The organism is Streptomyces cellostaticus, from assembly GCF_023630175.1.
GTDB lineage: Bacteria > Actinomycetota > Actinomycetes > Streptomycetales > Streptomycetaceae > Streptomyces > Streptomyces cellostaticus_A.
Genome location: NZ_JALLIN010000053.1, coordinates 22,732 through 47,623, shown reverse-complemented (window position 1 = coordinate 47,623; position 24,892 = coordinate 22,732). Strand labels below are relative to the sequence as shown.

Annotated in this window: 22 protein-coding genes; 15 read left to right on the top strand and 7 right to left on the bottom strand. The window is 73.7% G+C overall.

The genetic code is table 11. The annotated features are described in order from the left end of the window. From MXD57_RS27245 to MXD57_RS27205, 9 genes are all read left to right on the top strand, one after another. Positions 1–438: alpha-glucosidase C-terminal domain-containing protein (locus MXD57_RS27245; RefSeq protein ID WP_250404692.1), on the top strand; the 438-nt coding region annotated here is incomplete at its 5' end. A gap of 31 nt (positions 439–469) precedes the next feature. Beyond that, complete coding sequence (locus MXD57_RS27240; RefSeq protein WP_250404691.1) at positions 470–1,834, top strand: maltokinase N-terminal cap-like domain-containing protein; 1,365 nt, start codon at positions 470–472, stop codon at positions 1,832–1,834. Between the two features lie 4 nt (positions 1,835–1,838). Continuing rightward, on the top strand, positions 1,839–4,046 hold the full coding sequence (gene glgB, locus MXD57_RS27235) for a 1,4-alpha-glucan branching enzyme (RefSeq protein WP_250404690.1): 2,208 nt from the start codon (positions 1,839–1,841) through the stop codon (positions 4,044–4,046). Positions 4,047–4,137: 91 nt separating this feature from the next. Next, complete coding sequence (locus MXD57_RS27230; RefSeq protein WP_250404689.1) at positions 4,138–5,226, top strand: glutamate--cysteine ligase 2; 1,089 nt, start codon at positions 4,138–4,140, stop codon at positions 5,224–5,226. 710 nt (positions 5,227–5,936) lie between these two features. Beyond that, entirely contained in the window at positions 5,937–7,841 is a 1,905-nt protein-coding gene (locus MXD57_RS27225) for an AMP-dependent synthetase/ligase (RefSeq protein WP_250404688.1), read from the top strand. A 272-nt stretch (positions 7,842–8,113) separates the two neighbouring features. Continuing rightward, on the top strand, positions 8,114–8,548 hold the full coding sequence (locus MXD57_RS27220; protein ID WP_250404687.1) for an ATP-binding protein: 435 nt from the start codon (positions 8,114–8,116) through the stop codon (positions 8,546–8,548). Between the two features lie 214 nt (positions 8,549–8,762). After that, positions 8,763–10,136: an NAD(P)/FAD-dependent oxidoreductase gene (locus MXD57_RS27215; protein WP_250404686.1), complete on the top strand. Its 1,374-nt coding sequence runs from the start codon at positions 8,763–8,765 to the stop codon at positions 10,134–10,136. A gap of 93 nt (positions 10,137–10,229) precedes the next feature. Continuing rightward, the gene (locus tag MXD57_RS27210; RefSeq protein ID WP_250404685.1) at positions 10,230–10,439 is read left to right on the top strand and encodes a DUF4287 domain-containing protein; all 210 of its coding nucleotides are present in this window, start codon (positions 10,230–10,232) and stop codon (positions 10,437–10,439) included. 95 nt (positions 10,440–10,534) lie between these two features. Then, entirely contained in the window at positions 10,535–12,748 is a 2,214-nt protein-coding gene (locus tag MXD57_RS27205) for an FUSC family protein (RefSeq protein ID WP_250404684.1), read from the top strand. 78 nt (positions 12,749–12,826) lie between these two features. Here MXD57_RS27205 and MXD57_RS27200 read toward each other — a convergent pair whose 3' ends face one another. Together MXD57_RS27200 and MXD57_RS27195 are read right to left on the bottom strand one after the other, a co-directional pair. Next, positions 12,827–13,690, bottom strand: coding sequence for a SigB/SigF/SigG family RNA polymerase sigma factor (locus tag MXD57_RS27200; RefSeq protein ID WP_250404683.1), 864 nt, complete (start codon positions 13,688–13,690; stop codon positions 12,827–12,829). Between the two features lie 229 nt (positions 13,691–13,919). Beyond that, a complete protein-coding gene (locus tag MXD57_RS27195; protein ID WP_250404682.1) occupies positions 13,920–14,354 on the bottom strand; it encodes an ATP-binding protein in 435 nt (144 codons plus the stop codon). A gap of 122 nt (positions 14,355–14,476) precedes the next feature. On the opposite strand from MXD57_RS27195, the gene MXD57_RS27190 reads away from it, so the two are divergent. Beyond that, positions 14,477–14,713, top strand: a complete 237-nt coding sequence (locus MXD57_RS27190; RefSeq protein WP_250404681.1) for a hypothetical protein — start codon at positions 14,477–14,479, stop codon at positions 14,711–14,713. Positions 14,714–14,984: 271 nt separating this feature from the next. Continuing rightward, a complete protein-coding gene (locus MXD57_RS27185) occupies positions 14,985–15,440 on the top strand; it encodes a cyclic nucleotide-binding domain-containing protein (protein ID WP_250404680.1) in 456 nt (151 codons plus the stop codon). A 45-nt stretch (positions 15,441–15,485) separates the two neighbouring features. Here MXD57_RS27185 and MXD57_RS27180 read toward each other — a convergent pair whose 3' ends face one another. Next, entirely contained in the window at positions 15,486–16,835 is a 1,350-nt protein-coding gene (locus tag MXD57_RS27180) for an MFS transporter (protein WP_250404679.1), read from the bottom strand. A 144-nt stretch (positions 16,836–16,979) separates the two neighbouring features. After that, positions 16,980–17,594, bottom strand: coding sequence for a LysE/ArgO family amino acid transporter (locus MXD57_RS27175; RefSeq protein ID WP_250404694.1), 615 nt, complete (start codon positions 17,592–17,594; stop codon positions 16,980–16,982). A 66-nt stretch (positions 17,595–17,660) separates the two neighbouring features. Here MXD57_RS27175 and MXD57_RS27170 point away from each other — a divergent pair, with 66 nt between their 5' ends. After that, entirely contained in the window at positions 17,661–18,545 is an 885-nt protein-coding gene (locus tag MXD57_RS27170; protein ID WP_250404678.1) for a LysR family transcriptional regulator ArgP, read from the top strand. A 27-nt stretch (positions 18,546–18,572) separates the two neighbouring features. On the opposite strand, the gene MXD57_RS27165 is transcribed toward MXD57_RS27170, so the two are convergent. Continuing rightward, the gene (locus MXD57_RS27165; RefSeq protein WP_250404677.1) at positions 18,573–19,280 is read right to left on the bottom strand and encodes a TetR/AcrR family transcriptional regulator; all 708 of its coding nucleotides are present in this window, start codon (positions 19,278–19,280) and stop codon (positions 18,573–18,575) included. Between the two features lie 202 nt (positions 19,281–19,482). Between MXD57_RS27165 and MXD57_RS27160 the strand changes: the two genes are divergently transcribed. After that, a complete protein-coding gene (locus MXD57_RS27160; protein ID WP_250404676.1) occupies positions 19,483–20,703 on the top strand; it encodes a saccharopine dehydrogenase family protein in 1,221 nt (406 codons plus the stop codon). 124 nt (positions 20,704–20,827) lie between these two features. Then, entirely contained in the window at positions 20,828–21,079 is a 252-nt protein-coding gene (locus MXD57_RS27155; RefSeq protein ID WP_250404675.1) for a WhiB family transcriptional regulator, read from the top strand. 123 nt (positions 21,080–21,202) lie between these two features. Here the strand turns inward: MXD57_RS27155 and MXD57_RS27150 are convergent, their stop codons facing one another. Beyond that, on the bottom strand, positions 21,203–22,630 hold the full coding sequence (locus MXD57_RS27150; protein WP_250404674.1) for a M1 family metallopeptidase: 1,428 nt from the start codon (positions 22,628–22,630) through the stop codon (positions 21,203–21,205). Positions 22,631–22,800: 170 nt separating this feature from the next. Between MXD57_RS27150 and MXD57_RS27145 the strand changes: the two genes are divergently transcribed. Next, on the top strand, positions 22,801–23,151 hold the full coding sequence (locus tag MXD57_RS27145) for a DUF488 domain-containing protein (RefSeq protein ID WP_250404673.1): 351 nt from the start codon (positions 22,801–22,803) through the stop codon (positions 23,149–23,151). A 52-nt stretch (positions 23,152–23,203) separates the two neighbouring features. On the opposite strand, the gene MXD57_RS27140 is transcribed toward MXD57_RS27145, so the two are convergent. Beyond that, the gene (locus MXD57_RS27140; RefSeq protein WP_250404693.1) at positions 23,204–24,877 is read right to left on the bottom strand and encodes an FAD-binding dehydrogenase; all 1,674 of its coding nucleotides are present in this window, start codon (positions 24,875–24,877) and stop codon (positions 23,204–23,206) included. Positions 24,878–24,892: the final 15 nt, after the last annotated feature.

Here is a 24,892-nt window from a genome sequence, read left to right as displayed (position 1 = left end):
CTGTGCGACCCGGGGCGCCTGTTCCTGCCCACCATCATGGACCCGGTCCACGGCTACCAGGTCACCAACGTCGAGGCGTCCATGTCGTCGCCCTCGTCGCTGCTCCACTGGACCCGCCGCATGGTCGAGATCCGCAAGCAGAACCCCGCCTTCGGGCTCGGGTCCTACACCGAACTGCAGTCGTCCAACCCGGCGGTCCTGGCGTTCCTGCGCGAGTACGGCGACGACCTGGTGCTGTGCGTCAACAACTTCTCCCGGTTCGCCCAGCCCACCGAACTCGACCTGCGGGTCTACGACGGACGGCATCCCGTGGAGCTGATCGGCGGGGTGCGGTTCCCGGCCATCGGCGAACTGCCGTACCTGCTGACCCTCGCGGGCCACGGCTTCTACTGGTTCCGGCTCACCCGAGTCGCATCCCGCATCGGCCGCCGCCGCTGAGCGCCCGGCACCGAGGAAAGGACGCGTCACCATGCCGAAGACCATCACCCTCCGGCCGAGAACCACGGCCGGAACCGACCGGCCACTGGCCTCGCTGGGCGGACTGCTGCGCGAATGGCTGCCCGAGCAACGCTGGTTCGCGGGCAAGGACCGGCCGGTCACCGATCTGTCGGTGCTGTCCGTGACCGAGCTGTTCCCCGGGTGCCTGCACCTGCTGGTGCACGCCACGCACGCGCCGGTGCCCACACCGGGCGGCACTCCCCCGCCCGGCGACTGCTACCAGCTCCTGCTCGGGCTGCGCGAGCACGTCGTCCCGCGGCTGGAGCGGGCGTTCATCGGGCGGGCCGGACAGGGGCCGCTGACCGGACTCGCCGTCTACGACGCCCTGCACGACCCGCGTTCGGCCCATCTGCTCCTGGAGCGGCTGCGCCGCCCCGGGTCGGCGGGACCGCTGCGCTTCGAGACCGCCCCGGCGGTGGAACTGCCCGGCGGCCTGCCGCCGCGGCTGCTGGACGCCGAGCAGTCCAACTCCTCCATCGTCTACGGCGACGCGTACATCCTGAAGCTGTTCCGCCGTGTCCAGCCGGGCGTCAACCCCGACCTGGAGGTGCCCGGCGCGCTGGCCGCGCAGGGCTGCGCCCGGGTGCCCGCCCCGGTCGCCTGGTTCAGTACGACCGCTCCCCGGCCGGCCACGCTGGGCGTGCTGCAGCCGTTCCTGCCCGACGCGACCGACGGCTGGACGCTGGCCCTGCACGCGCTCGCCGCGGGCGAGGACTTCACCGCCGAGGCCCGCGGACTGGGACGGGCCATGGCCGAGGTGCACCTGGCCCTGGCCGAGGCCTTCCCGCCCGCCGGGCCGGGCGAGAACGGGCGTACGGCGGAGGCGATGTGCGCACGGCTGGACGCCGCCGCGCACGCCGTACCGGGTCTGCGTCCCTACGTCCCCGGACTGCGCGCCGCCTTCGGCGCGCTGGCCACCTGCGACACCGGGCCGCCCGCCCAGCGCATCCACGGCGATCTGCACCTCGGGCAGGTGCTGCGCGCCGGGCGCGACTGGTTCGTCATCGACTTCGAGGGGGAGCCGTCCAGGCCGCTCGCCGAGCGGCGGGTCCCGCAGTCCCCGGTGCGGGACGTGGCCGGAATGCTGCGCTCCTTCGACTACGCGGCCCGGCAGCGCCGCCCCTGGCGTCCCGAGTGGGCGCGCCGCTGCCGGGAGGCTTTCTGCGCGGGCTACGCGGCCCGCGCCGGCTGGGACCCACGCAAGAAGCACGCGCTGCTGCGCGCGCACGAGACGGACAGGGCGGTCTACGAGGTGCTGTACGAGGCGAGACACCGGCCGGACTGGCTGCCGGTACCGATGGCGGCGATCAAGCGGCTCGCCGTGTGGGGAGGCTGACGTCATGGCACTGCGCGACACCGTGCTTCCCGAGTCCGCCGGACCCGACGCGGTCGCGGCCCCGCCGCTCGACCCCGCGGAGCGCGACCGGCTGCTGGGCGGCGCCCACCACGACCCGCACGCTCTGCTGGGTGCCCACCCCGTGCCGGGCGGCGTCCTGTTCCGGGCGCTGCGCCCGAACGCCCGCGCCGTGCGCGTCGTGGTCGACGGCGAACGGCACGACCTCGTCTCGGAGGGCGGCGGCCTCTTCGCCGCCGTGCTGCCGTACGAGGCGATCCCGTCCTACACGCTGCGGGTGGTCTACGACGACGGCGAGCAGGAGACGCACGACCCGTACCGCTTCCTGCCCGCGCTCGGCGAGCTGGACCTCCACCTGATCCGCGAGGGCCGGCACGAGCGACTGTGGCGGGCACTCGGTGCCGAGCCCATGACCCACCACGACGTGGCGGGCACCCGTTTCACCGTCTGGGCGCCGAACGCCCAGGGCGTGCGCGTCGCCGGCGACTTCACCTACTGGGACGGCACGCAGTACCCGATGCGCTCGCTGGGCGCGTGCGGTGTGTGGGAGCTGTTCCTGCCCGGCGTCGGCGAGGGGGCGCGGTACAAGTTCGAGATCACCTCGCGGTACGGCGACCGGTTCCTCAAGGCGGACCCGATGGCGCGCCGTACCGAGACGCCGCCCGACACGGCCTCCGTGGTGACGGCGGCGCACCACGAGTGGGGCGACGGACAGTGGCTGGCGCACCGCGCCGACACCCCCGTGCACCAGGCGCCGTTCTCCGTGTACGAGGTCCATCTGCCGTCCTGGCGCAAGGGGCTGACCTACCGTGAACTGGCCGAGCAGCTCCCGGCGTACGTCAAGGACCTGGGCTTCACCCACGTCGAGCTGATGCCGGTGATGGAGCACCCCTACGGCCCCTCCTGGGGCTACCAGGTCACCTCCTACTACGCCCCGACCGCCCGGCTCGGTTCGCCGGACGACTTCCGGTACTTCGTGGACGCCTGCCACCGGGCCGGGATCGGCGTGATCATGGACTGGGTGCCGGCGCACTTCCCCAAGGACGACTGGGCGCTGGCCGGCTTCGACGGGGACCCGCTGTACGAGCCCGGGGACGCCCGGCGCGCGACGCATCCGGACTGGGGCACGTTCGTGTTCGACTACGGACGTACCGAAGTACGGAACTTCCTCGTCGCCAACGCGGTGTACTGGTGCGAGGAGTTCCACATCGACGGACTGCGCGTGGACGCCGTCGCCTCGATGCTCTACCGGGACTACTCGCGCGACTCCGGGCAGTGGACGCCGAACGTGTTCGGCGGGCGCGAGGACCTGGACGCGGTGGCCTTCCTGCAGGAGATGAACGCGACCGTCTACCGGCGCTGCCCCGGGGTGGTGACCATCGCCGAGGAGTCCACCGCCTGGGACGGGGTGACCCGGCCGACGGACGGCGGCGGGCTCGGCTTCGGGCTGAAGTGGAACATGGGCTGGATGCACGACTCGCTGGAGTACATCCAGAAGGAGCCGGTGCACCGCAAGTACCACCACAACGAGATGACCTTCTCGATGGTGTACGCCTACACCGAGAACTACGTCCTGCCCATCTCGCACGACGAGGTCGTGCACGGCAAGCAGGCGCTGGTGTCCAAGATGCCGGGCGACTGGTGGCAGCGGCGGGCCAACCACCGCGCCTACCTCGGCTTCATGTGGGCCCACCCCGGCAAGCAGCTGCTGTTCATGGGGCAGGAGTTCGCCCAGGGAGCGGAGTGGTCGGAGGCGCACGGGCCGGAGTGGTGGCTGCTGGACGCCGACCACTGCGCGGCGGGCGACCACCGCGGCGTGCGGGACCTGGTCCGGGACCTGAACACGCGGTACCGGGACACCCCCGCGCTGTGGCAGCGGGACACCGATCCGGGCGGATTCCGCTGGGTGCTGTGCGACGCCGCCGAGGACAACGTCTTCGCGTTCCTGCGGTTCGACGCCGCCGGGGTCCCGCTGCTGGCGGTGTCGAACCTCTCCCCGGTCGTCCGGCACGACTACCGCCTGTGGGTGCCCGAGGAGGTTCCCGCCTGGACGGAGGCGCTGAACACCGACGACGTCCGTTACGGCGGCGGCGGCGTCGGGGTCGGCGCGCCCGGGGCACTCAGGCCCGAGGACGGGTTCCTGCGGCTCACCCTGCCGCCGCTCGCCACGGTCTGGCTGAGCCCCGGGAGCTGAGCCGCGGGTGTCGACCGCCGCCCCGGGGGCAGTCGGGTTCGTACGGACTCGCGGCTGCCCCCGGGGGCACGGACGGAAGGACGGCACGACCTTGCGCACGGTGGGAGTGGAGGAGGAACTCCTTCTGGTCGACCCGGACAGCGGCGACCCCCGGGCTCTGTCGGCCGCCGTCCTGGCACGCGCCGCTCAGGACGACCCCGGCCAGAACGTCTTCGAGAAGGAGCTGTTCGGGCAGATGCTGGAGTTCGCCACCCATCCCCAGTCGGACATGGCGGCTCTCGGCGCGGAGATCGTGCGCTGCCGCAAGGAGGCGGCACGGCACGCCGGGGAGATCGGCTGCGCGGTCGCCGCGCTCGCCGGCTCCCCGCTCCCGGTCAGCCCGTCGATCAGCATGAACGACCGCTACCAGTGGATGGCCGGGCAGTACGGCATCGCCACCCGGGACCAACTGGTGTGCGGGTGCCATGTGCATGTGTCGGTGGCGTCCGACGAGGAAGGTGTCGCGGTCCTGGACCGGATCCGGCCGTGGCTGCCGGCGCTGACCGCGTTGAGCGCCAACTCGCCCTACTGGCAGGGCCGGGACACCGGTTACGCCGGCTACCGCAGCCAGGTGTGGGGGCGCTGGCCGTCGGCGGGGCCGACGGAGCTGTTCGGCTCGGCCGAGCGGTACCACCGGCGGGTGGCGGACATGGTGGCGACCGGGGTCATCCTGGACGAGGGGATGGTCTACTTCGACGCCCGGCTGTCCGCGACCTACCCGACCGTGGAGGTGCGGGTCGCGGACGTGTGCCTGCGCGCGGACACCGCCGTCCTCGTCGCCGTGCTGGTCCGCGCCCTGGTGGAGACGGCGGCACGGGAGTGGCGGGACGGCCGGCCGCCGGCCGACCACAGCGTGAGCCTGCTGAGGCTGGCCGCCTGGCAGGCCGCCCGGTCCGGCCTGGACGGAGACCTGCTCGACCCCGGCGTCCTGCGGCCCCGCCCCGCCGCCGAGGTGGTGCGCGCACTGCTGGAGCACACCTCGGACGCGCTGCGGGAGAGCGGGGACGCGACCCGGGCCGCGGAGGCCGTCGAGGTGCTGCTGCGCCGGGGCAACGGCGCCCGCGAGCAGCGGCTGCTGGTGGAGAGCGGCGGCAGTCTGCGGGACGTCGTCACGGAGTGTGTGCGCCGCACCCAGGACTGACGTCGTCCGCCCCCGGCCGGCCGCGCCCGGGCGCCGGTCAGTCACCGGAGCGGCGCGAGGAGCGGCGCGAGGAGCGGCGCGAGGAGCGGCGCGAGGAGCGGCGCGAGGAGCGGCGCGAGGAGCGGCGCGAGGAGCGGCGCGATCCGGGCCGGAGACGGTTGCGGAAGTCCCCCCCCCCGCCCCGCGGCCGGATGACGGGACTCTCGCAACGGCCTCCGAGGACCGTCCCGCGATCCCGGTGGACCGGCGCACGGTGCCGGACGCGGTGCGCCGCGAGGCGGGGGCCGTCCTCGCACCGGGCGTACCCGGGCGGTACGACAACGCGGCGAGGCGCCTCGGCCGTCGTCGTGCGCCCACCGGGGACCACGGGACGGCCCTCGGGGCGAGGCGGACCGGCGGCGTCGGCGCATGGGCCCGGCCCCTGGGCGGATCAGGCCTCCCCGGGCCCCGGTCCCGGGTCTGCCGTGCCCCGGAGGCGGAGTCCGCCGGGCGGGACTCCGCCTCCGGGGCACGGCCCCGTGGTCCGCTCCTGCCGCGGACCGAGGTCCGCGGGGTGGTGCCTCCCCCCTCCCCCCGGACACGCCCAGATCATCACCCGGTCACGACTTGCCTGATCCGGGTCCCGAAACCGGTTGCCTGGGCTAGATTCGAGCACCGCCGGCACAGAGCCGACCGGCGGAGTCACCCTCCGTACACCCTGGGAGCAGCGCATGCGCGACGACGCCCTCGCTCCGGCAGCCGCACGCCCGCTGACCGGCGGGCTCGCCGACAGCGTCTTCGAGACCGCGCAACGGTCACCGGCCCTGCCGGTCCTGGCCCGCCGTTCGGACGCGGTGCCCGGCGGCTGGGAGGAGGTGACGGCGGTGGAGCTGCGGGACGAGGTGACCGACCTGGCCAAGGGCCTGGTGGCCGCCGGGATCTCGCCCGGGCACCGGGTGGCCCTGATGTCCCGGACCCGGTACGAGTGGACGGTGTTCGCCCACGCGCTGTGGGCCGTCGGCGCCGAGGTCGTCCCGGTGCACCCGACGTCCTCGCGGGACCAGGTGGAGTGGATCCTGCGGGACGCGGGCTGCGTGGCGATCGTGGTGGAGGACGAGCAGGGCGCGATGACCGTGGGCACCGTGTGCACGCGGCTGCCGCGCCTGCGGCACGTCTGGCAGCTCGACGCGGAAGCCCTGCCCCGGCTGTCCGAGCAGGGTGCGCCGGTACCGCTGACCACGGTGGACTCGCTGCGCCGGATCGTGCTGCCGGACGCGACGGCGGCCATCGCCTACACCTCGGGCACCTCGGGCCGGCCACTGGGCTGCGCGCTGAGCCACCGCGGCCTGGCCTACCCGTGCGACACCCTGCTGGCCGGCTGGGGACACACGGCGGCGCCGCCGGGCGAGCAGGCGTCCGTGCTCGCCTTCCTGCCCTTCTCCCACGTGTACGGGATCATGATCCAGCAGATGTGCCTGCGCGGCGGCGTGCTGATGGCCCACGAGCCCGAGATGACCGGCGCCGCTCTCGCGTCGGCGCTGCGCAGCTTCCGGCCGACGTACCTGTACGGGGTGCCGTCGGTGTTCGAGAAGCTGTACAAGACGTTCCTGCGGACGGCCCACGAGGCGGGCCGCGGCGCCCTGTTCGAGCGGGCGGCGCAGACCGCGCGGGACTTCGCCGATGCCCAGGAGCGCAGGCGGCTCGGCCGCGGACCCGGCCCGGGACTGGACCTGCGGCTGCAGCACGCCCTGTACGAGCGGACGGTGTACCGCAAGCTGCGCGAGGCGCTCGGCGGCCGGGCGGCACGGGGCAGCTCGGGCGGCTCGCCCCTCAGCCGCGAACTGTCCCTGTTCTACGAGGGCATCGGCCTGCGCATCCACGACGGCTACGGCCTGACGGAGAGCTCAGGCGGGATCACCATGCAGCCGATCGGCCGGGAGAAGTCCGGGACCGTGGGCCGTCCGCTGCCGGGGACCGAGGTCCGGATCGCCGACGACGGGGAGATCCTGGTGCACGGACCGTCGGTGTTCCAGGGCTACGTCGGCGACGAGCGGCGCACCCGGGGCGCGCTGCGCGGCGGCTGGCTGGCCACCGGGGACATCGGCCGGCTGGACTCCGAGGGGTATCTCACGATCACCGGCCGCAAGAAGGACGTCCTGATCACCAGCGGCGGGAAGAGCGTGGCACCGGCACCGCTGGAGCAGCGGCTGCGGCTGCATCCGCTGGTGCACCAGGCGGTGGTGGTGGGCGACGACCGGCCCTGCGTGGGGGCCCTGATCACCCTGGACCCGGAGTTCCTCGCGCACTGGCGGGCGGCGCTGACACTGCAGGGCGAGTCGGCCGCCCGGGAGGCCCGTGAGGAGAACGCGCTCATGGAGGAGATCGCGCGGGCCGTCGCCTCGGCCAACAGCGCGGTCTCCCGCGGCGAGTCCATCAGGGTCTACCGTGTCCTCCCGGAGCCGTTCGCCCCGGACAACGGTCTGCTCACGCCGTCGCTGAAGCTGCGCCGCGACGCCATCGCGCGGCATTACGCCGCCGAGATCGACGCGATGTACGAGGCCCGGCCCCGGCCGGCGCGGCGGCCGGCCGTCCAGGAGCCGGCCGACTGGGACGAGGTGGACGACGTCTTCCGCTAGTGCCGTGACCGGGAGGGTTCGCCGGAGAGCTCGCGGCGTCCGGTGCGGTGCGGTGCGCGGCACCGCGGAGCATCGCCCGCGTCCTGGACGTACTCGCGCGGTGCGACGGGCGGGGACGCCCGTCCCGAGCACGGCAGGCGCGAGGGGGAACCAATATCCGCGGATATCCGCGGCGGCTGTGGGAACCCGCAGCTTGGGAGTGATCAGCAACGACGACCGCCCTGGTCGGAAGGGGCCGCCCGGCCCCCGCCGCCGGGGCCGGGGAATGCGAGATGTCGACGGAGCCTCGTTGGGACGAAACACCGCCTTCGGAGGAGAGGTACGAGCGCACGTACTCCTTCCCGGGTGAACTGCGCAATGTCACGGGTGCCCGGCTGGCCGCCGAGGAGTTCCTGTGCGACCTGGCACGGAACGCCCCGCCGACCGCTCCGGAGTACTGGGACGACATCCTGCTGGTGGTCACGGAGCTGGCCGCCAACGTCATCCAGTACGCTCCCGGGCCGTTCGGCCTGCACATGCGCCGCACCTTCGACGGGGTGCACGTGACGATGCACGACTCCAGCACCACCCGGCCCGAGCCGCGGCCCTTCCACCCGAACGCGGGGGGCGGCGGCATCGGCTGGCACCTCGTGCACACGCTGTGCGACCAGGTGAGCGTCGTGGTCCAGGACGAGGGCAAGGACGTTCATGTGTTCCTGCCCTGGTGACAGGCCCGGCGGGCCGGATCGTGGTGGTGACGTGTAGCCGGGCGGGATCCGGATACTCCGGCTCCGCGGGGGCACGCCCGTGCCTCCCACGCGTTCGTCTGCCTGCCGCAGCCGGCTCGCGGAGCGGCCCGAGTCGCGATGGGATCGAGATGGTCGCAGCGATCCGGGGCAGGCGTACGACGTCAAGTCGGACCGCCTGGAGCCGCAGAGAGGGATGGACACCGTGACACGACCCAGGATCCTGGTGGTTGGCGCAGGCTTCGCCGGAGTCGAGTGCGTCCGCCGCCTGGAGCGGAAACTCACCCCCAACGAGGCCGACGTCACCCTGGTGACGCCGGTCGCCTATCAGCTCTACCTCCCCCTGCTCCCCCAGGTCGCCTCCGGCGTGCTCACGCCGCAGTCGATCGCCCTGTCGCTGCGCCGCAGCAGGAAGTACCGCACCCGGATCATCCCGGGCGGGGCGGTCGGCGTGGACCTGAAGTCGAAGGTCTGCGTCGTGCGCACCATCACCGACAAGCTCGTCAACGAGCGCTACGACTACATCGTGCTGGCTCCCGGCAGCGTGACGCGTACGTTCGACATCCCGGGGCTCACCGAGCACGCCTTCGGCATGAAGACCCTCGCCGAGGCCGCGTACATCCGGGACCACGTCATCTCGCAGCTCGACCTCGCGGACGCCAGCGACGACCCGGCCGAGCGGGCGGCGCGGCTGCAGTTCGTGGTGGTCGGCGGCGGCTACGCGGGCACGGAGACCGCCGCCTGCCTGCAGCGGCTGACGCACGCGGCCGTGCAGCGCTATCCGCGGCTGGACCCGGGCCTGATCAAGTGGCACCTGATCGACATCGCGCCGAGGCTCATGCCGGAGCTGGGCGACAAGCTCGGCCGCAGCGCGCAGGAGATCCTCAAACGGCGCGGCATCGACGTCTCACTGGGCGTGTCGATCGACAAGGCCGGCGCGGAGGAGGTCACCTTCACCGACGGCCGGGTGGTGCCGACCCACACGCTGATCTGGACGGCCGGTGTGGTCGCCAGCCCGCTCATCGCCACGCTGGGAGCGGAGACGGTCCGGGGCAGGCTCGCGGTCGACGCCGAGATGAACCTGCCCGGTCACGACGGGGTGTTCGCGCTCGGCGACTCGGCGGCCGTGCCGGACGTCGCCAAGGGCGACGGCGCGGTCTGCCCGCCCACGGCCCAGCACGCCCAGCGGCAGGGCAGGAAGGTCGCCGACAACGTCATCGCGGCCCTGCGCGACCAGCCGCTCGAGCCGTACGTGCACCACGACCTCGGACTCGTCGTCGACCTCGGCGGCAAGGACGCCGTGTCCAAGCCGCTGGGCGTCGAGCTGCGCGGTGTCCCGGCCCAGGCGGTGGCCCGCGGCTACCACCTCGGGGCGCTGCGCACCAACGTCGCCAAGACGCGGGTGGTGACCAACTGGCTGCTGAACGCGATCGCCGGTGACGACTTCGTGCGCACCGGCTTCCAGGCGCGCAAGCCGGCCCGGCTGAAGGACTTCGAGTACACGGACTCCTATCTGACCCCGGAGCAGGTGCGCGCCCGGGTGGAGGGGCAGACCGCCGGCAGCCCCTGATGTGACCGGGATCACCGGGGACCGCCGATCACTTTCCAGCGGGCCGGCGGTCTTCCACGGTGACCAGAGGACGTCACACGAAGGGACACCGGCATGACCGCGAAGACCGTGAAGGGCCCGGCGAGCTACTTCCCCGCGATCGAGAAGAAGTACGGCCGTCCGGTCGGCGAGTGGCAGGAGCTGATCCGTTCCTCGCCGCTGACGCGGCACATGGAGCTGGTCGCCTGGCTGAAGGACGAGCACGGGCTCGGCCACGGCCACGCCAACGCCCTGGTGGCGCACACGCTCGCCGAGGGCAGGTAGTCCGGGCTCCCGTGCCATGCTGGTGAGTGGATCAAGTACGGGCACGGGAGAGAGCGCGGCGCGTGAGGGAAGCGGTTCGGTCGGGGTGGGCAGGGATGTGGGACCGGCTGGCCGCGTCCGATCCCGGACTGCTCAGGCTCACCGCGGGCCTGCGCACGGTCAGCGCCATCGCCCTGACCCTGGTGGTGCTGGCCGTGCTGCGGTTCCCGGTGCCGCAACTGGTCGCCGGGGCCATCGCGGCGATGGCGGCGACCTTCGCCATCCGGGAGAAGCAGCGCCCCCGGCAGGCCGTCACCCTGGCGCTGGGCCTGCCGGTGGCGCTCGCCTCGGTCTCCCTGGGGGCGTACCTCAACCAGCGGGTCCTCGTCGGGGACCTGTTCTTCGTCGTGCTCATCTTCGGCGCGGTCTACGGCCGCAGGTTCGGCGACCGCGGCACGGCCCTGGGCCTGGTCGGCTTCCAGGTCTACTTCCTCTCGCTGTTCGTGGGCGCGGCCCCGGCCGCGCTGCCCGCCCTGTACGTCGTGATCACCGTGGCGTTCGGCTGCGCCGCCCTGGCCCGCTTCGTCCTGCTGCCGCAGACCCCGGCGGGCACCCTGGACCGGCTGCGGCGCGCGTTCCGCGCCCGGCTGGGCCAGCTCTTCGCCACCCAGCTCGAACTGCTGGACGCCGGCCCCGACGACGCCGACAAGGTGCTGCGGGAACTGCGCACCCGTACCGCGCGGCTGCACGAGACGGCGCTGATGATCCAGGGCAGGCTCGCCGACGGCACCGCCGACGAGGCGGCGGCGCGGCTGCTGCAGCGCCGGATCGCGGACGCCGAGATCGCCGCCGAGCGGCTCGGGCTGCTGCTGCTCACCGCGCGCAGCGCCGAACGGACCGACACCCTGACCCTGCACCTGCCCGGCGCCCACCTGCCGTCCGGCGGCGAACTGCCGGTGCGCGACGGGGCCACCGATCAGCTCCGCCGGGATCTGGCGGCACTGCGCCTGCTGGCGATGCGGCCGGCCGGTGAGGCCTCGGGGACGGCGCTGGCGCATCTGCGCAACCGGCTGCTCGGCTACCGCGAGGAGGAGAACCTGCCGCAGGCCTCACCGGCCGTGCAGGACGTCTTCCGGGGCGTCGGCGAGGCCGGCCGGGCCGTACTGGGACTGCGCATCGCCCTGGACGGGCCGCAGGACGAGTCCGACGACACCCCGGCCACGGCCCGCTCCCGCGAGGAACTGGACGCCGAGGACGTCGGCATCGAGGTCAGCGAGGAGGACGAGGCCAAGCCGGAGCCGACCGGGCTGGGGCGGCCCACCACCCGGGCCGCCGTGCAGGTCGCGGTCGGTTCCGCGCTCGCCATCGCCGGTGGCGAACTGCTGTCCAGCCAGCGCTGGTACTGGGCGGTGCTGACCTGCTGGATCGTGTTCATCAACACCGCGTCCACCGGCGAGATCCTGGTGAAGGGCTACCGGCGCCTGCTCGGCACCGTGCTCGGCGTGGTGGCCGGCATCGGGCTCGCCGCACTGGTCGGGAACCACGCGTGGACGGCGTTCGTGCTGGTGCTGCTGTTCGTCTTCACGATGTTCTACACCGCGCCCCTGTCGTACACGCTGATGTCGTTCTTCGTCACGGCGATGCTGGGGCTGCTGTACACGCTGCTGAACACCTACAGCCTGTCGGTGCTGGTGCTGCGGGTGGAGGAGACGGCGCTGGGCGCGGCCTGCGGGGTGATCGCGGCGGCCGTCGTGCTGCCGATCCACACCGACCGGCGCACCAACGACCTGCTCGTCGACGTTCTCGAGAGGCTGGCGGAGGTCACCCGGTCCGCCGCCGACCAGCTCAGCGGCGGAGCGCCGGCCGACCTGGTCGACAAGGCCCGCGAGCTGGACCAGGCGCTGGCCGACCTGAGGGCCGCGACCCAGCCGCTGACCCACCCGGTCACCCCGCTGCGCTCCCGCCGCGACACCGCCCGGTACGTGATGGCGCTGCTGGAGACCTGCGCCTACCACGCCCGTTCCCTGGCGGCCACGGCCGAGTTGCTGCCCACGCACCCGTCCATGGCGGCGGATCCGCGGCTGCGCACGGTGGGCCGGCGGATCGTGCGGAACATCGAGTCGATCGCCGCCCGGGTGGCGGACCCGCGGACGGCGGCGGCGCTCGAGACCGGCCCCAGCATCGCGTCCCTGCTGGAGCCGGGCACCCCGCGCAGCCCGCGCTACGGCCGGGTGACCGACCGGGTGCTGCGCCATCTGCAGCGGCTGGACGAGTCGGTGTCGGGCCTGGGGCGTCCGCTCGGTGTGGCACCCGAGCCCCGTGTGAGGTGAGCGTTCACCCGGAGCGCCCGTATCGGCACCGGCCCGGGTCCGGGCCGGAGGGTCCCACCGCGGGCCCGGGCCGGAGGGTCACCGGGACCCGCGGACGCCCTGGCGCGGCCCCAGCACCTCGTCGCGCACCCGGGCGCAGCTTCGGCTGATCAGCCGGGAGACGTGCATCTGGGAGATGCCGAGCCGGTCGGCGATCCGGCTCTGCGTCATGTCCTCGAAGAAGCGCATGTAGAGGATGGCCCGCTCCCGTTCGGGCAGCCGGCGCAGTCCCTCCTTGGCGGCCTCGCGGTCGACGACGACGTCGTACGCGCCGTCGGCCGCGCCGAGCGCGTCGGCGAGGCTGTAGCCGTCGTCGCCGGTGGCCAGTTCCGCGTCCAGCGAGAGGGTGCTGAAGCTCTCCAGCGCCTCCGTGCCCGCGGTGACCTCCTCCTCGGTGAGGCCGGTGTGGGCCGCGATGGCGGCGGGGGTGGGCTCGGGGCTGCCGGGCGTCTGGGTGAGTTCCCGGCGGGCCACGCGGACCCGGTTGCGCAGTTCCTGGACGCGGCGGGGCACCCGAAGGGCCCACATGCGGTCCCGGAAGTGCCGCTTGACCTCGCCGGTGATGGTCGGCACGGCGTAGCTCTCGAAGGCTCCCCGGGACGGGTCGAAGCGGTCGATGGCCTTGACCAGCCCGAGCGCGGCCACCTGCCGCAGGTCCTCGACGGACTCCCCCCGGTCCCGGAAGCGGCCCGCTATCCGGTGGGCCATGGGCAGCCAGGCGGCGACGAGTTCGTCGCGCACCGCGTCCCGCTCGGGCCCGTCCGCCAGCTCCGCCAGGCGGGCGAAGAGGTCCGCGGTGGCAGGGGCGTCGTCATGGGTCCGCCGCCCGGGCGCGGGGGCCGGGGCGGCGGCGGTGGGGGTGCCGGGCGTGCCCGAAGGGCTTGTCGACTCGTCGGTCAGCATGCGGAATCGCTCCTGAACGTGGTTTCCGGGCGGGGCACCGGACCGTGGTTCCCGGTCCCGGCCCGAACGGTGCTGTCAGGGTTCGCCGCGGGATGCGAGCACAGGCCGCCGGAGGGGGCCCGAGGATGTGTCATCCCGCTGGGCGCGCGCCTCCGGTCCGAAGCACGAGGTTCCGTCTGCCCCTGCGCATGCACGGCAAACGCCGCCAACGGAACTTCTCCTACCGCTCTCAGGCCAGCGGTACGACGGCGGTGATCCGCTTGCCTCCGCGGGGCAGCCCGGCCACGTTGACGTCGCGGGCCAGCAGGCACACGATGGGCCAGCCGCGGCCGCCGAGCCGGTTGCGGCCCCGTTCGTCCACCGGCGCCCGGACCACCGGGACCTCGTCGCTGCGGTCGCTGACCGACACGCTCACCCCGCCGCTGTCGACGTCGACGTCGAATCCGGTGATGCCCCCGCCGTGCAGGATGGCGTTGGTGGTGAGTTCCGAGGTGACGAGCAGGACGTCGTCCAGCGCGTCGTCGTCGCACCGGACGGCGCAGTCCCGGCAGCACTCGGCGACCGCCCGCTGGACGGTTCTGCGGGCGTCCGCCGGCCGGCACGGCAGTGCCCGGCGCAACTCCCGCGGGGCCGCCGGGGAGTCGGTCCTGTGCGTCTCGCGCATGGCTTCCCTCCCATCGTGCTGCCCGGATCAACCGGGCCTGATGTTCGGCTGACCCCTCCCGGCGTCCTCAAACACCCCGGTGTCCTTGTCATCACCGGGCGCCGGGCGGGTAGGCGGACCGTATGACGGATGTCGTGGACGCGGACGAACTGCTGCGGCGGATCAGGCGGGGCAAGGACTGGGCGGCCGGGCAGGAACGGGCCTGGCGGGATCAGGCGCAGAGCCTGACGGCGACCGATCCGGAGGGGTCGCGGGAGGCCTCGGTCCGGGCCGGGGCGTACGAGGCGGTGCTGCGTGTACTGGAGGAGATCGTGGACCCGGGCGCGGCACCGGCGGAACGGAGCGGGGTGAAGCAGTGAAACAGGCCACCTGACCCGCTTCCGATTGGGCGAATGGTCGCGAGATGGTTTATCGTTCATACATACGTGGTGACGGGGTCGACCGGAACCGTCCTCCCTCACCACCACATACGGCCCTGGCTGGCCTCCCCCGTCCAGCCAGGGCTTTCTCATGCCCGCAGGCACGTGCGGGGGCCGTGCACCGCTCCTTCGAGGTGCCCGGGACGGCGGCAGCGGCTGAAATGGGCTTGGGGAACACACCCCGACCGCCGCCGGCGAGGAGTCCCGCGCCATGACCAAAGCGATAAAACTGCTGACCGCCCTGCCGCAGGCGCAGCGTGAGCGGCTGATGGAGCTGGCCAAGGAGGTCTCCTTCCCGGAGGACTCCCGCATCTTCGAGCCGGGCGGCACCGCCGACCGCTTCTGGGTGATCCGCTCTGGCGCGGTCCACCTGGACCAGCCGGTCACCTCCCGGCAGCGGGTCACCGTGGCCACGCTGGGCGCGGGCGACATGCTCGGCTGGTCCTGGCTGTTCCCGCCGTACCAGTGGGACTTCGGCGCGGTGGCCTTCAGCAACGTGCGGGCCTACGAGTTCGACGGGCCGTCGGTGCTCGCGCTGAGCGTGGAGGACCCGCTGCTCGGTCTGTCGCTGGTGCGGACGGTCGCCGAGATCCTCGCCCACCGGCTGGAGACCACCCGGGGCAAGCTGATGGACCAGTACGCGGTCCGCCGGCGTGGACCGCTCTGAGCCGCCGGGGGCGGTCCCCGCGGGGCCTCCCGGGGGCCCGTCCGGTCAGATCCGGTAGCGGCGCAGGGCCGGCGCCGCGGCGGCCAGCGCCGCCATCACCACGACGACCAGCGCACCCCCGCCCGCCACGGCGGCCCCGGGGCCGAACGCGGCACCGGCGGTGCCGTGCAGCACGTCGGCCAGGCGCGGTCCGCCCGCGACCACCACGGTGAACACGCCCTGCATCCGGCCGCGCATGTCGTCGGTGGCGGCGGACAGCAGGATGGCCCCGCGGAACACCATGGAGATCATGTCGGCCAGACCGGCCGCGGCGAGGAAGCCGAAGGCCACCCAGAGGTTGCCGCTCAGCCCGAACCCCGCGACGGCCACCCCCCAGCCGACGACCGCGCCGATGACCATCCGGCCGTGGCGCCGGGCCCGGGAGAAGACCCCGGAGAACAGGCCGCCGAGCACCGCGCCGACCGGGATCGCGGCGAACAGCACGCCCAGCGCCAGACCCGCGCCCCAGGGGGCGTAGGTCCCCGCGGCGAGCTGCGGGAACAGGGCGCGGGGCATGCCGAGGACCATGGCCACGATGTCGGCCAGGAAGGACAGCAGCAGCACCTCGTGCCGGGCGATGTACCGGAAGCCGGCCACGACCTCGCGCACCCCGGCCCGCCGGGCGGGCCGGCCGCCGAGCGGCGGCAGCGCGGGCAGCCGGTACACCGCCCACACGGTGACGCACAGCGCCAGCGCGTCGATCAGGTACAGCCCGGGCAGCCCGACGACCGGGATCAGCACACCGGCCAGCAGCGGTCCCACGACCAGGCCGGTCTGCATCACGGTGGAGCCGAGCGCGTTCGCCGCGGGCAGTTCCGAGGCCGGCACCAGGCGGGCGATGGAGGCGCTGCGGGCCGGGGAGTTGAGGCCGAAGAACGCCTGCTGCAGCGCGAGCAGCAGCATGAGCACGACGACGGAGTCCAGGCCCGTGACAGCCTGGGCGCAGAACAGCACCGAGGTCACGGCGATCCCGGTGTTGGTGACCAGCAGCAGCTTGCGCCGGTCCACCGTGTCGGCGACCGCCCCGCCCCACAGCGCGAAGACCACCATGGGCACCAGCCCGGCCGCGCCGGCGTAGCCGACCCAGGCCGAGGAGTGGGTGATGTCGTAGATCTGCTTGGGCACGGCGACGGCGGTGAGCTGGCTGCCGACGGCGGTGACGACGGTCGACGACCACAGGCGCCGGTAGGCCGGGAAGCGCAGCGGCCGGGTGTCCATCGCCCAGCGGCGCCGGCCGCGCCCGGGCGGGGCCGGCGCGGCCGCGACACCGGTATCGGCGGGCCCGGCTCCTTCGCCGGTGGTCTTCCGTCCGGTGCCGCTGCTCTCTTCGGTGCCGCTGCTCTCGCTGGTGTCCACGGGGTTCCTGGTCGCTCGTCAGAGGTTGCTCGATACATCTTTCGATTCGAGGCCCACTATCGCAGTCGCAGGAACCCGCCGGGCCGCCCGGCCGCGTCTTCCGCCCACCGTGTTGCGCCCACCGTGCGCGGGTGCCGGCGCGTCTCAGGCGTCGAGGACCAGGGCGGCGCCGAGCGCCAGCATGGTCACGGCGATCAGGCCGTCCAGGACGCGCCAGGCGGCCGGACGGGCGAGGAACCGGCCCAGCAGCCGGGCGCCGAAGCCGAGGGCGGCGAACCAGCAGAGGCTGGCCAGGGCCGCGCCGAGGCCGAAGGTCCAGCGCAGCGGGCCGCGGTCGGCGGCGAGGGAGCCGAGCAGGAACACGGTGTCCAGGTAGACGTGCGGGTTGAGCCAGGTCATGGCCAGGCAGGTGAGCACCGCCCGCCGCCGGGAGCCCACCGCCTCCCCCTCCGTCCGCAGTCCGCCGCCGGGGCGCAGGACACGGCGGGCGGCGAGCGCGCCGTAGCACAGCAGGAACACGCCGCCCACGAAGCCGACCGCCCGCACCACGCCCGGCCAGGCCACCACGACCGCGCCGACCCCTGCGACACCGAGCGCGATGAGCAGCGCGTCGGACAGGGCGCAGATCCCGACCACCGCGAGCACGGCGTCCCGGCGCACCCCCTGCCTCAGGACGAAGGCGTTCTGGGCGCCGATGGCGACGATCAGGGAGAGCCCGGTGCCGAATCCGGCGGCCGCGGCGGTCAGGGCGTGGTTCATGCCCTCGACGCTAGCCATGTGATCAGCGTGCGTACAGCTAAGGATTTTTACGTAGCATTAGTCGTCGTGATGAGCGAGCTTCCCCTGGAGCAGGTGCGGACCCTGCTCGCCGTGGTGGACGAGGGCACGTTCGACGCGGCGGCCGCGGCCCTGCGCCTGACCCCCTCGGCGGTCAGCCAGCGGGTCAAGGCGCTGGAGCAGCGCACCGGCCGGGTGCTGCTCCAGCGCACCAAGCCGGTGCGGCCGACGGAGTCCGGAGCGGTACTGGTGCGGTTCGCCCGGCAACTGGCCCGGCTGGAGCGGGACGCGCGCGGCGAGCTGGGGCTGAGCGGCGCCGGGGAGCCGACGCGGGTGTCGGTCGCGGTGAACGCGGACTCGCTGGCGACCTGGTTCCTCGGAGCCCTCACCCAGGCGCCCGGGCTCTGCTTCGAACTGCACCGGGAGGACGAGGCCCACACCGCGGCGCTGCTGCGCGAGGGGCTGGTGATGGCGGCGGTGACCTCCTCGCCCGATCCGGTGCCGGGCTGCTCGGTCCGCGCGCTGGGCCGGATGCGCTATCTGCCGGCCGCCGCGCCCGAGTTCGCCGAGCGGTATCTGGACGGACCCCTGCCGGACCTGCTGCCCGACGCGCCCGTCGTGGTCTTCGACCGCAAGGACGACTTCCAGGACGCCTTCGTCAGGCGGCTGGGCCACGGGGCCGCGAGTTCGCTGCGCCACCACGTGCCCACCTCCGAGGGCTTCGCCGACGCGGTCGCCGGGGGGCTGGGCTGGGGCATGCTGCCGGAGGCCCAGGCCGGTCCGCTGCTGGCCGCGGGCCGCCTCGTCCTGCTGGCGCCGGACCGCAGCGCGGACGTCACGCTGTACTGGCAGCAGTGGAAACTCGACTCCCCCGCCCTGGCGGCGCTGGCCGAGGCGGTGGCGGCGACGGCGGCCCGGGCGCTGCGCCGCTGATCCGGACGCGGACGGCGGGCCCGGCCCTCAGGGCCGCTGGGCGCCGAGGCGTCCGGCCGCGCTGTCCAGCAGCATCTCCAGAGCCGTCGGATAGGCGCTGGTGACCATGCGCCGGGCCAGCAGCGGCGCCGCCTCGGCGATGCGGGGGTGGGTGTCGGGGGGCAGGTGGGCGTAGGTGGAGTGCCACTTGTCCTCGTCGGCGCGCTGGGAGGCACTGGGCAGGGCCAGTGACGCGGAGTCCAGGGCGGCGAAGGCCAGGGTCTGGTCGATGAAGGCGTGGTAGACGCGGACCGTGTCCGGCAGGGAGAACCCGGCCGAGCGCAGGACGTCCAGCACGGCCTCGTCGGCGGCCAGTTCATGGGCCCGGCCGGTGACCCGGTTGGCGGTGAGCAGCGCCGCCTGCGGGTGCGCGACGTACACGCCGTGGATGCGCAGCCCGATCGTCCGCAGGTCCGCCCGCCACCGTCCGGTCGGCCGCCAGCCGGCCAGCGCCTCGCCGATGAGCGCGTCGCCGATGGCCAGGGTCAGCTCGTCCATGCCCCGGAAGTACCGGTACAGCGTGCTGGGATCGCAGTCCAGGGCGAGACCGAGGCGGCGGGCGGTGAGCCCGGTGCTGCCGTGCTCGCGCAGCAGCCTGAGCGCGGTCGCGACGATCAGGCTCTCGGACAGCACGGTGCCGCCGCGGGTCGGACGGCGCCGGCGTCGCCTCTCCTCGGGTACGACGGGCTTGGGCACGGTGATCCCCTCCTGCCTCGGATCCGCTCGGGCCCGGCTCGGACCCGCTTACGCCAACACCATTGACCTTACGCCACCGTCCGGCGTTGGATTCCGGGCAAGGCGCGCCTGCCCCGATGTTCCGTTCATTCCGTACGTTCCGTACGTTCCGTACGTTCCGTTCGTGACCGTTGTCGTTCGTGTCAGGCAGGGAGTTTCCGTCATGCGTGTACTGCTCGTGGGAGCCGGTGGAGTCGGCACCGCCATCACCCGGATCGCGGCCCGGCGGCCGTTCTTCGACCTGATGGTGGTCGCCGACTACGACCCCGCGCGGGCCGAGGCCGCGGTCGCGGCCCTCGGCGGGGCCGGGGACCGGTTCCACGCCGAACAGGTGGACGCGGCCGACGAGGCCGGCGTGGCCGGCCTGCTCGCCCGGCACGGCTGCGACGTGCTGCTCAACGCCACCGACCCCAGGTTCGTCATGCCCCTGTTCCGGGCGGCGCGCACGGCCGGCGCCACCTATGTCGACATGGCGATGTCGCTGTCCCGGCCGCACCCCGAGCGGCCGTACGAGGAGTGCGGGGTCAAGCTGGGCGACGAGCAGTTCGCGCTCGCCGAGGAGTGGGCGCAGGCGGGCGCGCTCGCCCTGGTCGGCATGGGGGTGGAACCCGGCCTGTCGGACGTGTTCGCCCGCCACGCGGCCGACGAACTCTTCGACACCATCGAGGAGATCGGCGTGCGCGACGGCGCCGATCTGACCGTGGACGGCTATGACTTCGCCCCCTCCTTCAGCATCTGGACCACCATCGAGGAGTGCCTGAACCCGCCGGTCGTCTACGAGACCGGGCGGGGCTGGTTCACCACCGCCCCGTTCAGCGAGCCCGAGGTGTTCGACTTCCCGGAGGGGATCGGGCCGGTGGAGTGCGTGAACGTGGAGCACGAGGAGGTGCTGCTGATGCCGCGCTGGGTCGGCGCGGACCGTGTCACCTTCAAGTACGGGCTCGGCCGCGAGTTCGTCGAGACGCTGAAGACCCTGCACCTGCTCGGGCTGGACCGCACCGAACCGGTGACCGTGCCGGGCCCCGACGGACCGGTCGCGGTCTCGCCGCGGGACGTGGTCGCCGCGTGCCTGCCGGACCCGGCGACGCTGGGCGAGCGGATGCGCGGAAAGACCTGCGCGGGCACCTGGGTGCGCGGCACCAAGGACGGGGCGCCGCGCGAGGTGTACCTGTATCACGTGGTCGACAACCAGTGGTCCATGGCGGAGTACGGCTGCCAGGCGGTCGTGTGGCAGACGGCGGTCAACCCGGTCGTCGCCCTCGAACTCCTCGCCACCGGCGCCTGGTCGGGCACGGGCGTCCTCGGCCCGGAGGCCTTCCCGGCCGCCCCGTTCCTCGACCTGCTGACCGCGTACGGCTCCCCGTGGGGCATGCGCGAGCAGTGACCGGGGCGCGGCTCGCGCCGACCGATCCGTCACCGGTTCCCTGTTTCATGCCGTCCTGACCGGTCACCAGAAGTGGAAGCACTCATTCGACTGGCGCGGACGACTCAGACCGGAGGAGACTTCCATGCACAACTGGCGCGAAGATGCCGCGTGCCGTCACGAGGACCCCGACCTCTTCTTCCCCATCGGCACCACCGGGCCCGCACAGGTGCAGGCACAGCAGGCGAAGGCGGTGTGCGCGGGGTGTCCGGTGCGGGAGCAGTGTCTTGACTGGGCTCTGGACACGGGCCAGAGCATCGGTGTCTGGGGCGGTACCACCGAGGTGGAGCGGCGCGCGCTCAGGCGCCGCGTCCGCTCCCGGCAACGCTCCGGCTGAACCGGGCGCCGGTGCGGGCGGGCGGCCGGGGGTTCCCCGGTACCCGCCCGCCCGCACCGGGGAACCGGAGCGGCTGTCGTCGCTCGCACCGCCGGGGCCGGTCCGCCCCGGCGGTGCGGGCGTTCAGGGGCGGCTCGGCCTGCCCCGCTCGTACAGCCAGGTGTGGAACAGGGCGTCCAGGTTCTTGCCGGACACCCGTCCGGCGAGCCGGGTGAACTGCGCCGTCGTGCCGTGCCCGGCCCGGTGCGCGGCCGCCCAGGCGCGCAGGATCCGGAAGAAGTCCCGGTCGCCGACGGCCCGGCGCAGCTCGTGCAGGGTCATCGCGCCGCGCGCGTAGACGGGGGTGTCGAAGATGTTCTCCCCGCTGCCGGGATCACCGGGCGGGAAGGCCCACAGACGGTCGCCCGCGGGGCGGGCGTAGAGGGCGTCGAACGTCTTCTGCGCGCTGTCGCCGCCGTGCTGTTCCGCGTAGAGCCACTCGGCGTAGGTCGCGAAGCCCTCGTTGAGCCATATGTCCTTCCAGGCGGTCAGTGAGACGGAGTCACCGAACCACTGGTGGGCGTTCTCGTGCACGAGGGTGCCCACGTCGGGCGCCGAGTCGTAGAGGGGCCGGCTCTGGGTCTCCAGGGCGTAGCCGACGTCCCGGGCGTGGTCGACGACCGACCCGGCGGCCCGGAACGGGTACGGCCCGAACAGCTTGCTCTCCCACGCCAGCACGGACGGCAGCTTCTTCAGCACGGGCGCCGCCGCGCTCGCCTCACGGGGGTCGACGGCGTTGTACACCTGGATCCCGTCGCGGGTCGTGTACCGCTCGACCCGGAACTTGCCGATGGTGGCGGTGGCCAGGTACGCGGCCATGGGCTCGGCCTGGTGCCAGCGGAACGTGGTGCGGCCGTGCGCGGTGCGCGTGCCGCGCAGGACGCCGTTGGCCACGGCGGTGCGCCCCTCGGGGACCGTGATCGTGAAGTCGTACGTCGACTTGTCCCTGGGGTGGTTGTTCGCCGGGAACCAGGTCATCGCGCCCTGCGGCTCCCCGGCGACGAACGCCCCGTCGTCGGTGGGTATCCAGCCGTCCGCCGAGCCGTCCGGATCGGTGACCGGCCGGGGGGTTCCGTGGTAGGAGACGGTGACCTGGAACCGCCGGCCCGGGCGCAGGGTGCGCGGCGGCGTGACCACGAGTTCCTGGCCGTCGCGGCGGAAGGCCGCGCGGCGGCCGCCGACGCCGACACCGGTGACCTTCAGGCCCGACAGGTCGAGGTCGAAGCGGGTGAGCCGCCGGGTGGCCCGCGCGGTGAGCACCGCCGTGCCGTCCAGGTGCCGGGATGCGGTGTCGTAACGGAGCGTCAGGTCGTAGTGGTCGACGTGGTACCCGCCGTTGCCGCTGAGCGGGAAGTAGGGGTCGCCCGCTCCGGCGGCGCCGGTCGTGCCGGCCGCCGCCGGACCGGCGGTCCCGAGCAGCGCCGCCAGGGCGACCGGGACGGCGGCGAGGACCGCCTCGCGGCGCAGGACCGCGGTACGTCGGCTGGGGACCTGTCTGCGCGGTGGTGTCACGGGCGCTCCTCGGGGGGGGTGGCGAATGATCGTTTCGCCAGAAGCGTAGGCGCGCGGTCGATCCGGTTTCGCCCTCTTTCCGGTCAAGTCACGCCGCGTCGCCGCCTGATGGGCCGTGTGCGCCGCAGTAGGCTCGCCGCACCGTCCGCGACCCGAGAGGGGCCCCGACCGTGAGCGTGCGCGTGCGCCGTATCTACGAGCCGCCGGAGGCGGACGACGGACTGCGGGTCCTGGTGGACCGGCTGTGGCCGCGCGGGGTGTCCAAGGACGCGGCCCGGGTGGACGAGTGGCCGAAGGCGCTCACTCCGTCCAACGAACTGCGCACGTGGTTCCACGGCCCGGAGGGCTCCTTCGAGGGGTTCCGTCACCGCTACGAGACCGAACTCGCCGCTCCGGAGGCCGCCGGACTCCTCGACGGGCTGCGCGAGTCGGTGCGCGAGGGCCGGGTGACGCTGCTCACCGCGTCCAGGACGCCGGAGCAGAGCCACGCCTCCGTACTGGCGGAGCTGGTGCGGGACTGAGCGGCGGCCCGCCGGGTCCGCCCGGGGGGCCGCCGGCCCGTCCGCCGCGCCGTCAGCCCGTCTGCCGCGCCGCCGCCCGTCCCGCCGCACGGCCCGAGAAGAGGCAGCCGCCGAGGAAGGTGCCCTCCAGGGCGTTGTAGCCGTGGACACCACCGCCGCCGAAACCCGCCACCTCGCCCGCCGCGTACAGCCCCTCGATGGGGGTGCCGTCGGCGCCGAGGGCCCGGGAGTCGAGGTCGGTCTGGATGCCGCCGAGCGTCTTGCGGGTCAGCACGCGCAGCCGGACGCCGATCAGCGGGCCCGCCTCCGGGTCGAGGATGCGGTGCGGGGAGGCGACCCGGCCGAGCCGGTCACCGATGTAGCGGCGGGCGTTGCGAATGCCCTGGACCTGGGAGTCCTTGCTGTAGGGGTTGGCCATCTGCAGGTCGCGGGCCTCGATCTGGCGGCGCACCTCGGCGGCGTCCAGCAGCGGCTCGGCGGTGAGGGCGTTCATCCTCTCGACCAGTTGTTCCAGGGTGCCCGCGGTGACGAAGTCCGCGCCCTTGTCGAGGAAGGCCCGCACCGGGGCCGGGGCGCCCCTGCCCAGCAGCCGGTCGCGCAGCACGGCCTTGCGGTCCTTGGCGGTGATGTCCGGGTTCTGCTCGGACCCGGAGAGCGCGAACTCCTTCTCGATGATCTTCCGGGTGAGGATGAACCAGGAGTGGTCGTGGCGGGCGATGTCCTCGGTGGTGCGCAGGTGGGCGAGCGTGCCGAGGGTGTCGTAGCCGGGCAGGCACGGGTCGGGCAGCCGGCGCCCGAGGGCGTCGAGCCAGATGGAGGACGGCCCCGGCAGGATGCGGATGCCGTGGCCGGGCCAGACCGGGTCCCAGTTCTGCAGGCCCTCGGTGTAGTGCCACATGCGGTCCCGGTTGACCAGGCGCACGCCGGCCTCGGCGCTGATGTCGAGCATCCGGCCGTCGACGTGGGCGGGGACGCCGGTGACCATCTCGGCCGGGGGTGTGCCGAGCCGTTCGGGCCAGTGGCGGCGGACGATGTCGTGGTCGGCGCCGATGCCGCCGCTGGTGACGACCACGGCCCGGGCGGTGAGCTCGAAGTCGCCGGCGCGCTCGCGGCTGGAGGCGGCCCCGCGCGGTGAGTCGTCCGCGACGAGGACGGTGCCCCGCACTCCGCGCGCCGCGCCGTCCTCGACGACCAGTTCGTCGACCCGGTGGCGGTGGTGGAAGGTGAGCAGCCCGTCCCGGGCCGCCTGCCGGGCGTACTCCACGAAGGGCTCGACCACGCCGGTGCCGGTGCCCCAAGCGATGTGGAAGCGGGGTACGGAGTTGCCGTGGCCGCCGGCCCTGAGGTCGCCGCGCTCGGCCCAGCCGACGGTGGGCAGCAGTTCGATGCCGTGCCCGCGCAGCCAGGAGCGCTTCTCACCGGCCGCCCACTCGACGTAGGCGCGGGCCCAGCGCACCGCCCAGGAGTCCTCGTCGGCGAGCCGGTCGAACCCCGCGCTGCCCTGCCAGTCGTTCCAGGCGAGGTCGAGGGAGTCCTTGATGCCGAGCCGGCGCTGCTCGGGCGAGTCGACGAGGAAGAGCCCGCCGAAGGACCAGAACGCCTGGCCGCCCAGATTGGCGGCGTTCTCCTGGTCGACCAGGGCCACCGTGCGGCCCCGGCGGTTGAGTTCGTGCGCCGCCACCAGGCCGGCGAGGCCCGCTCCGACGACGATGACGTCCGCGTCCATGGCGGCCATGGGCTC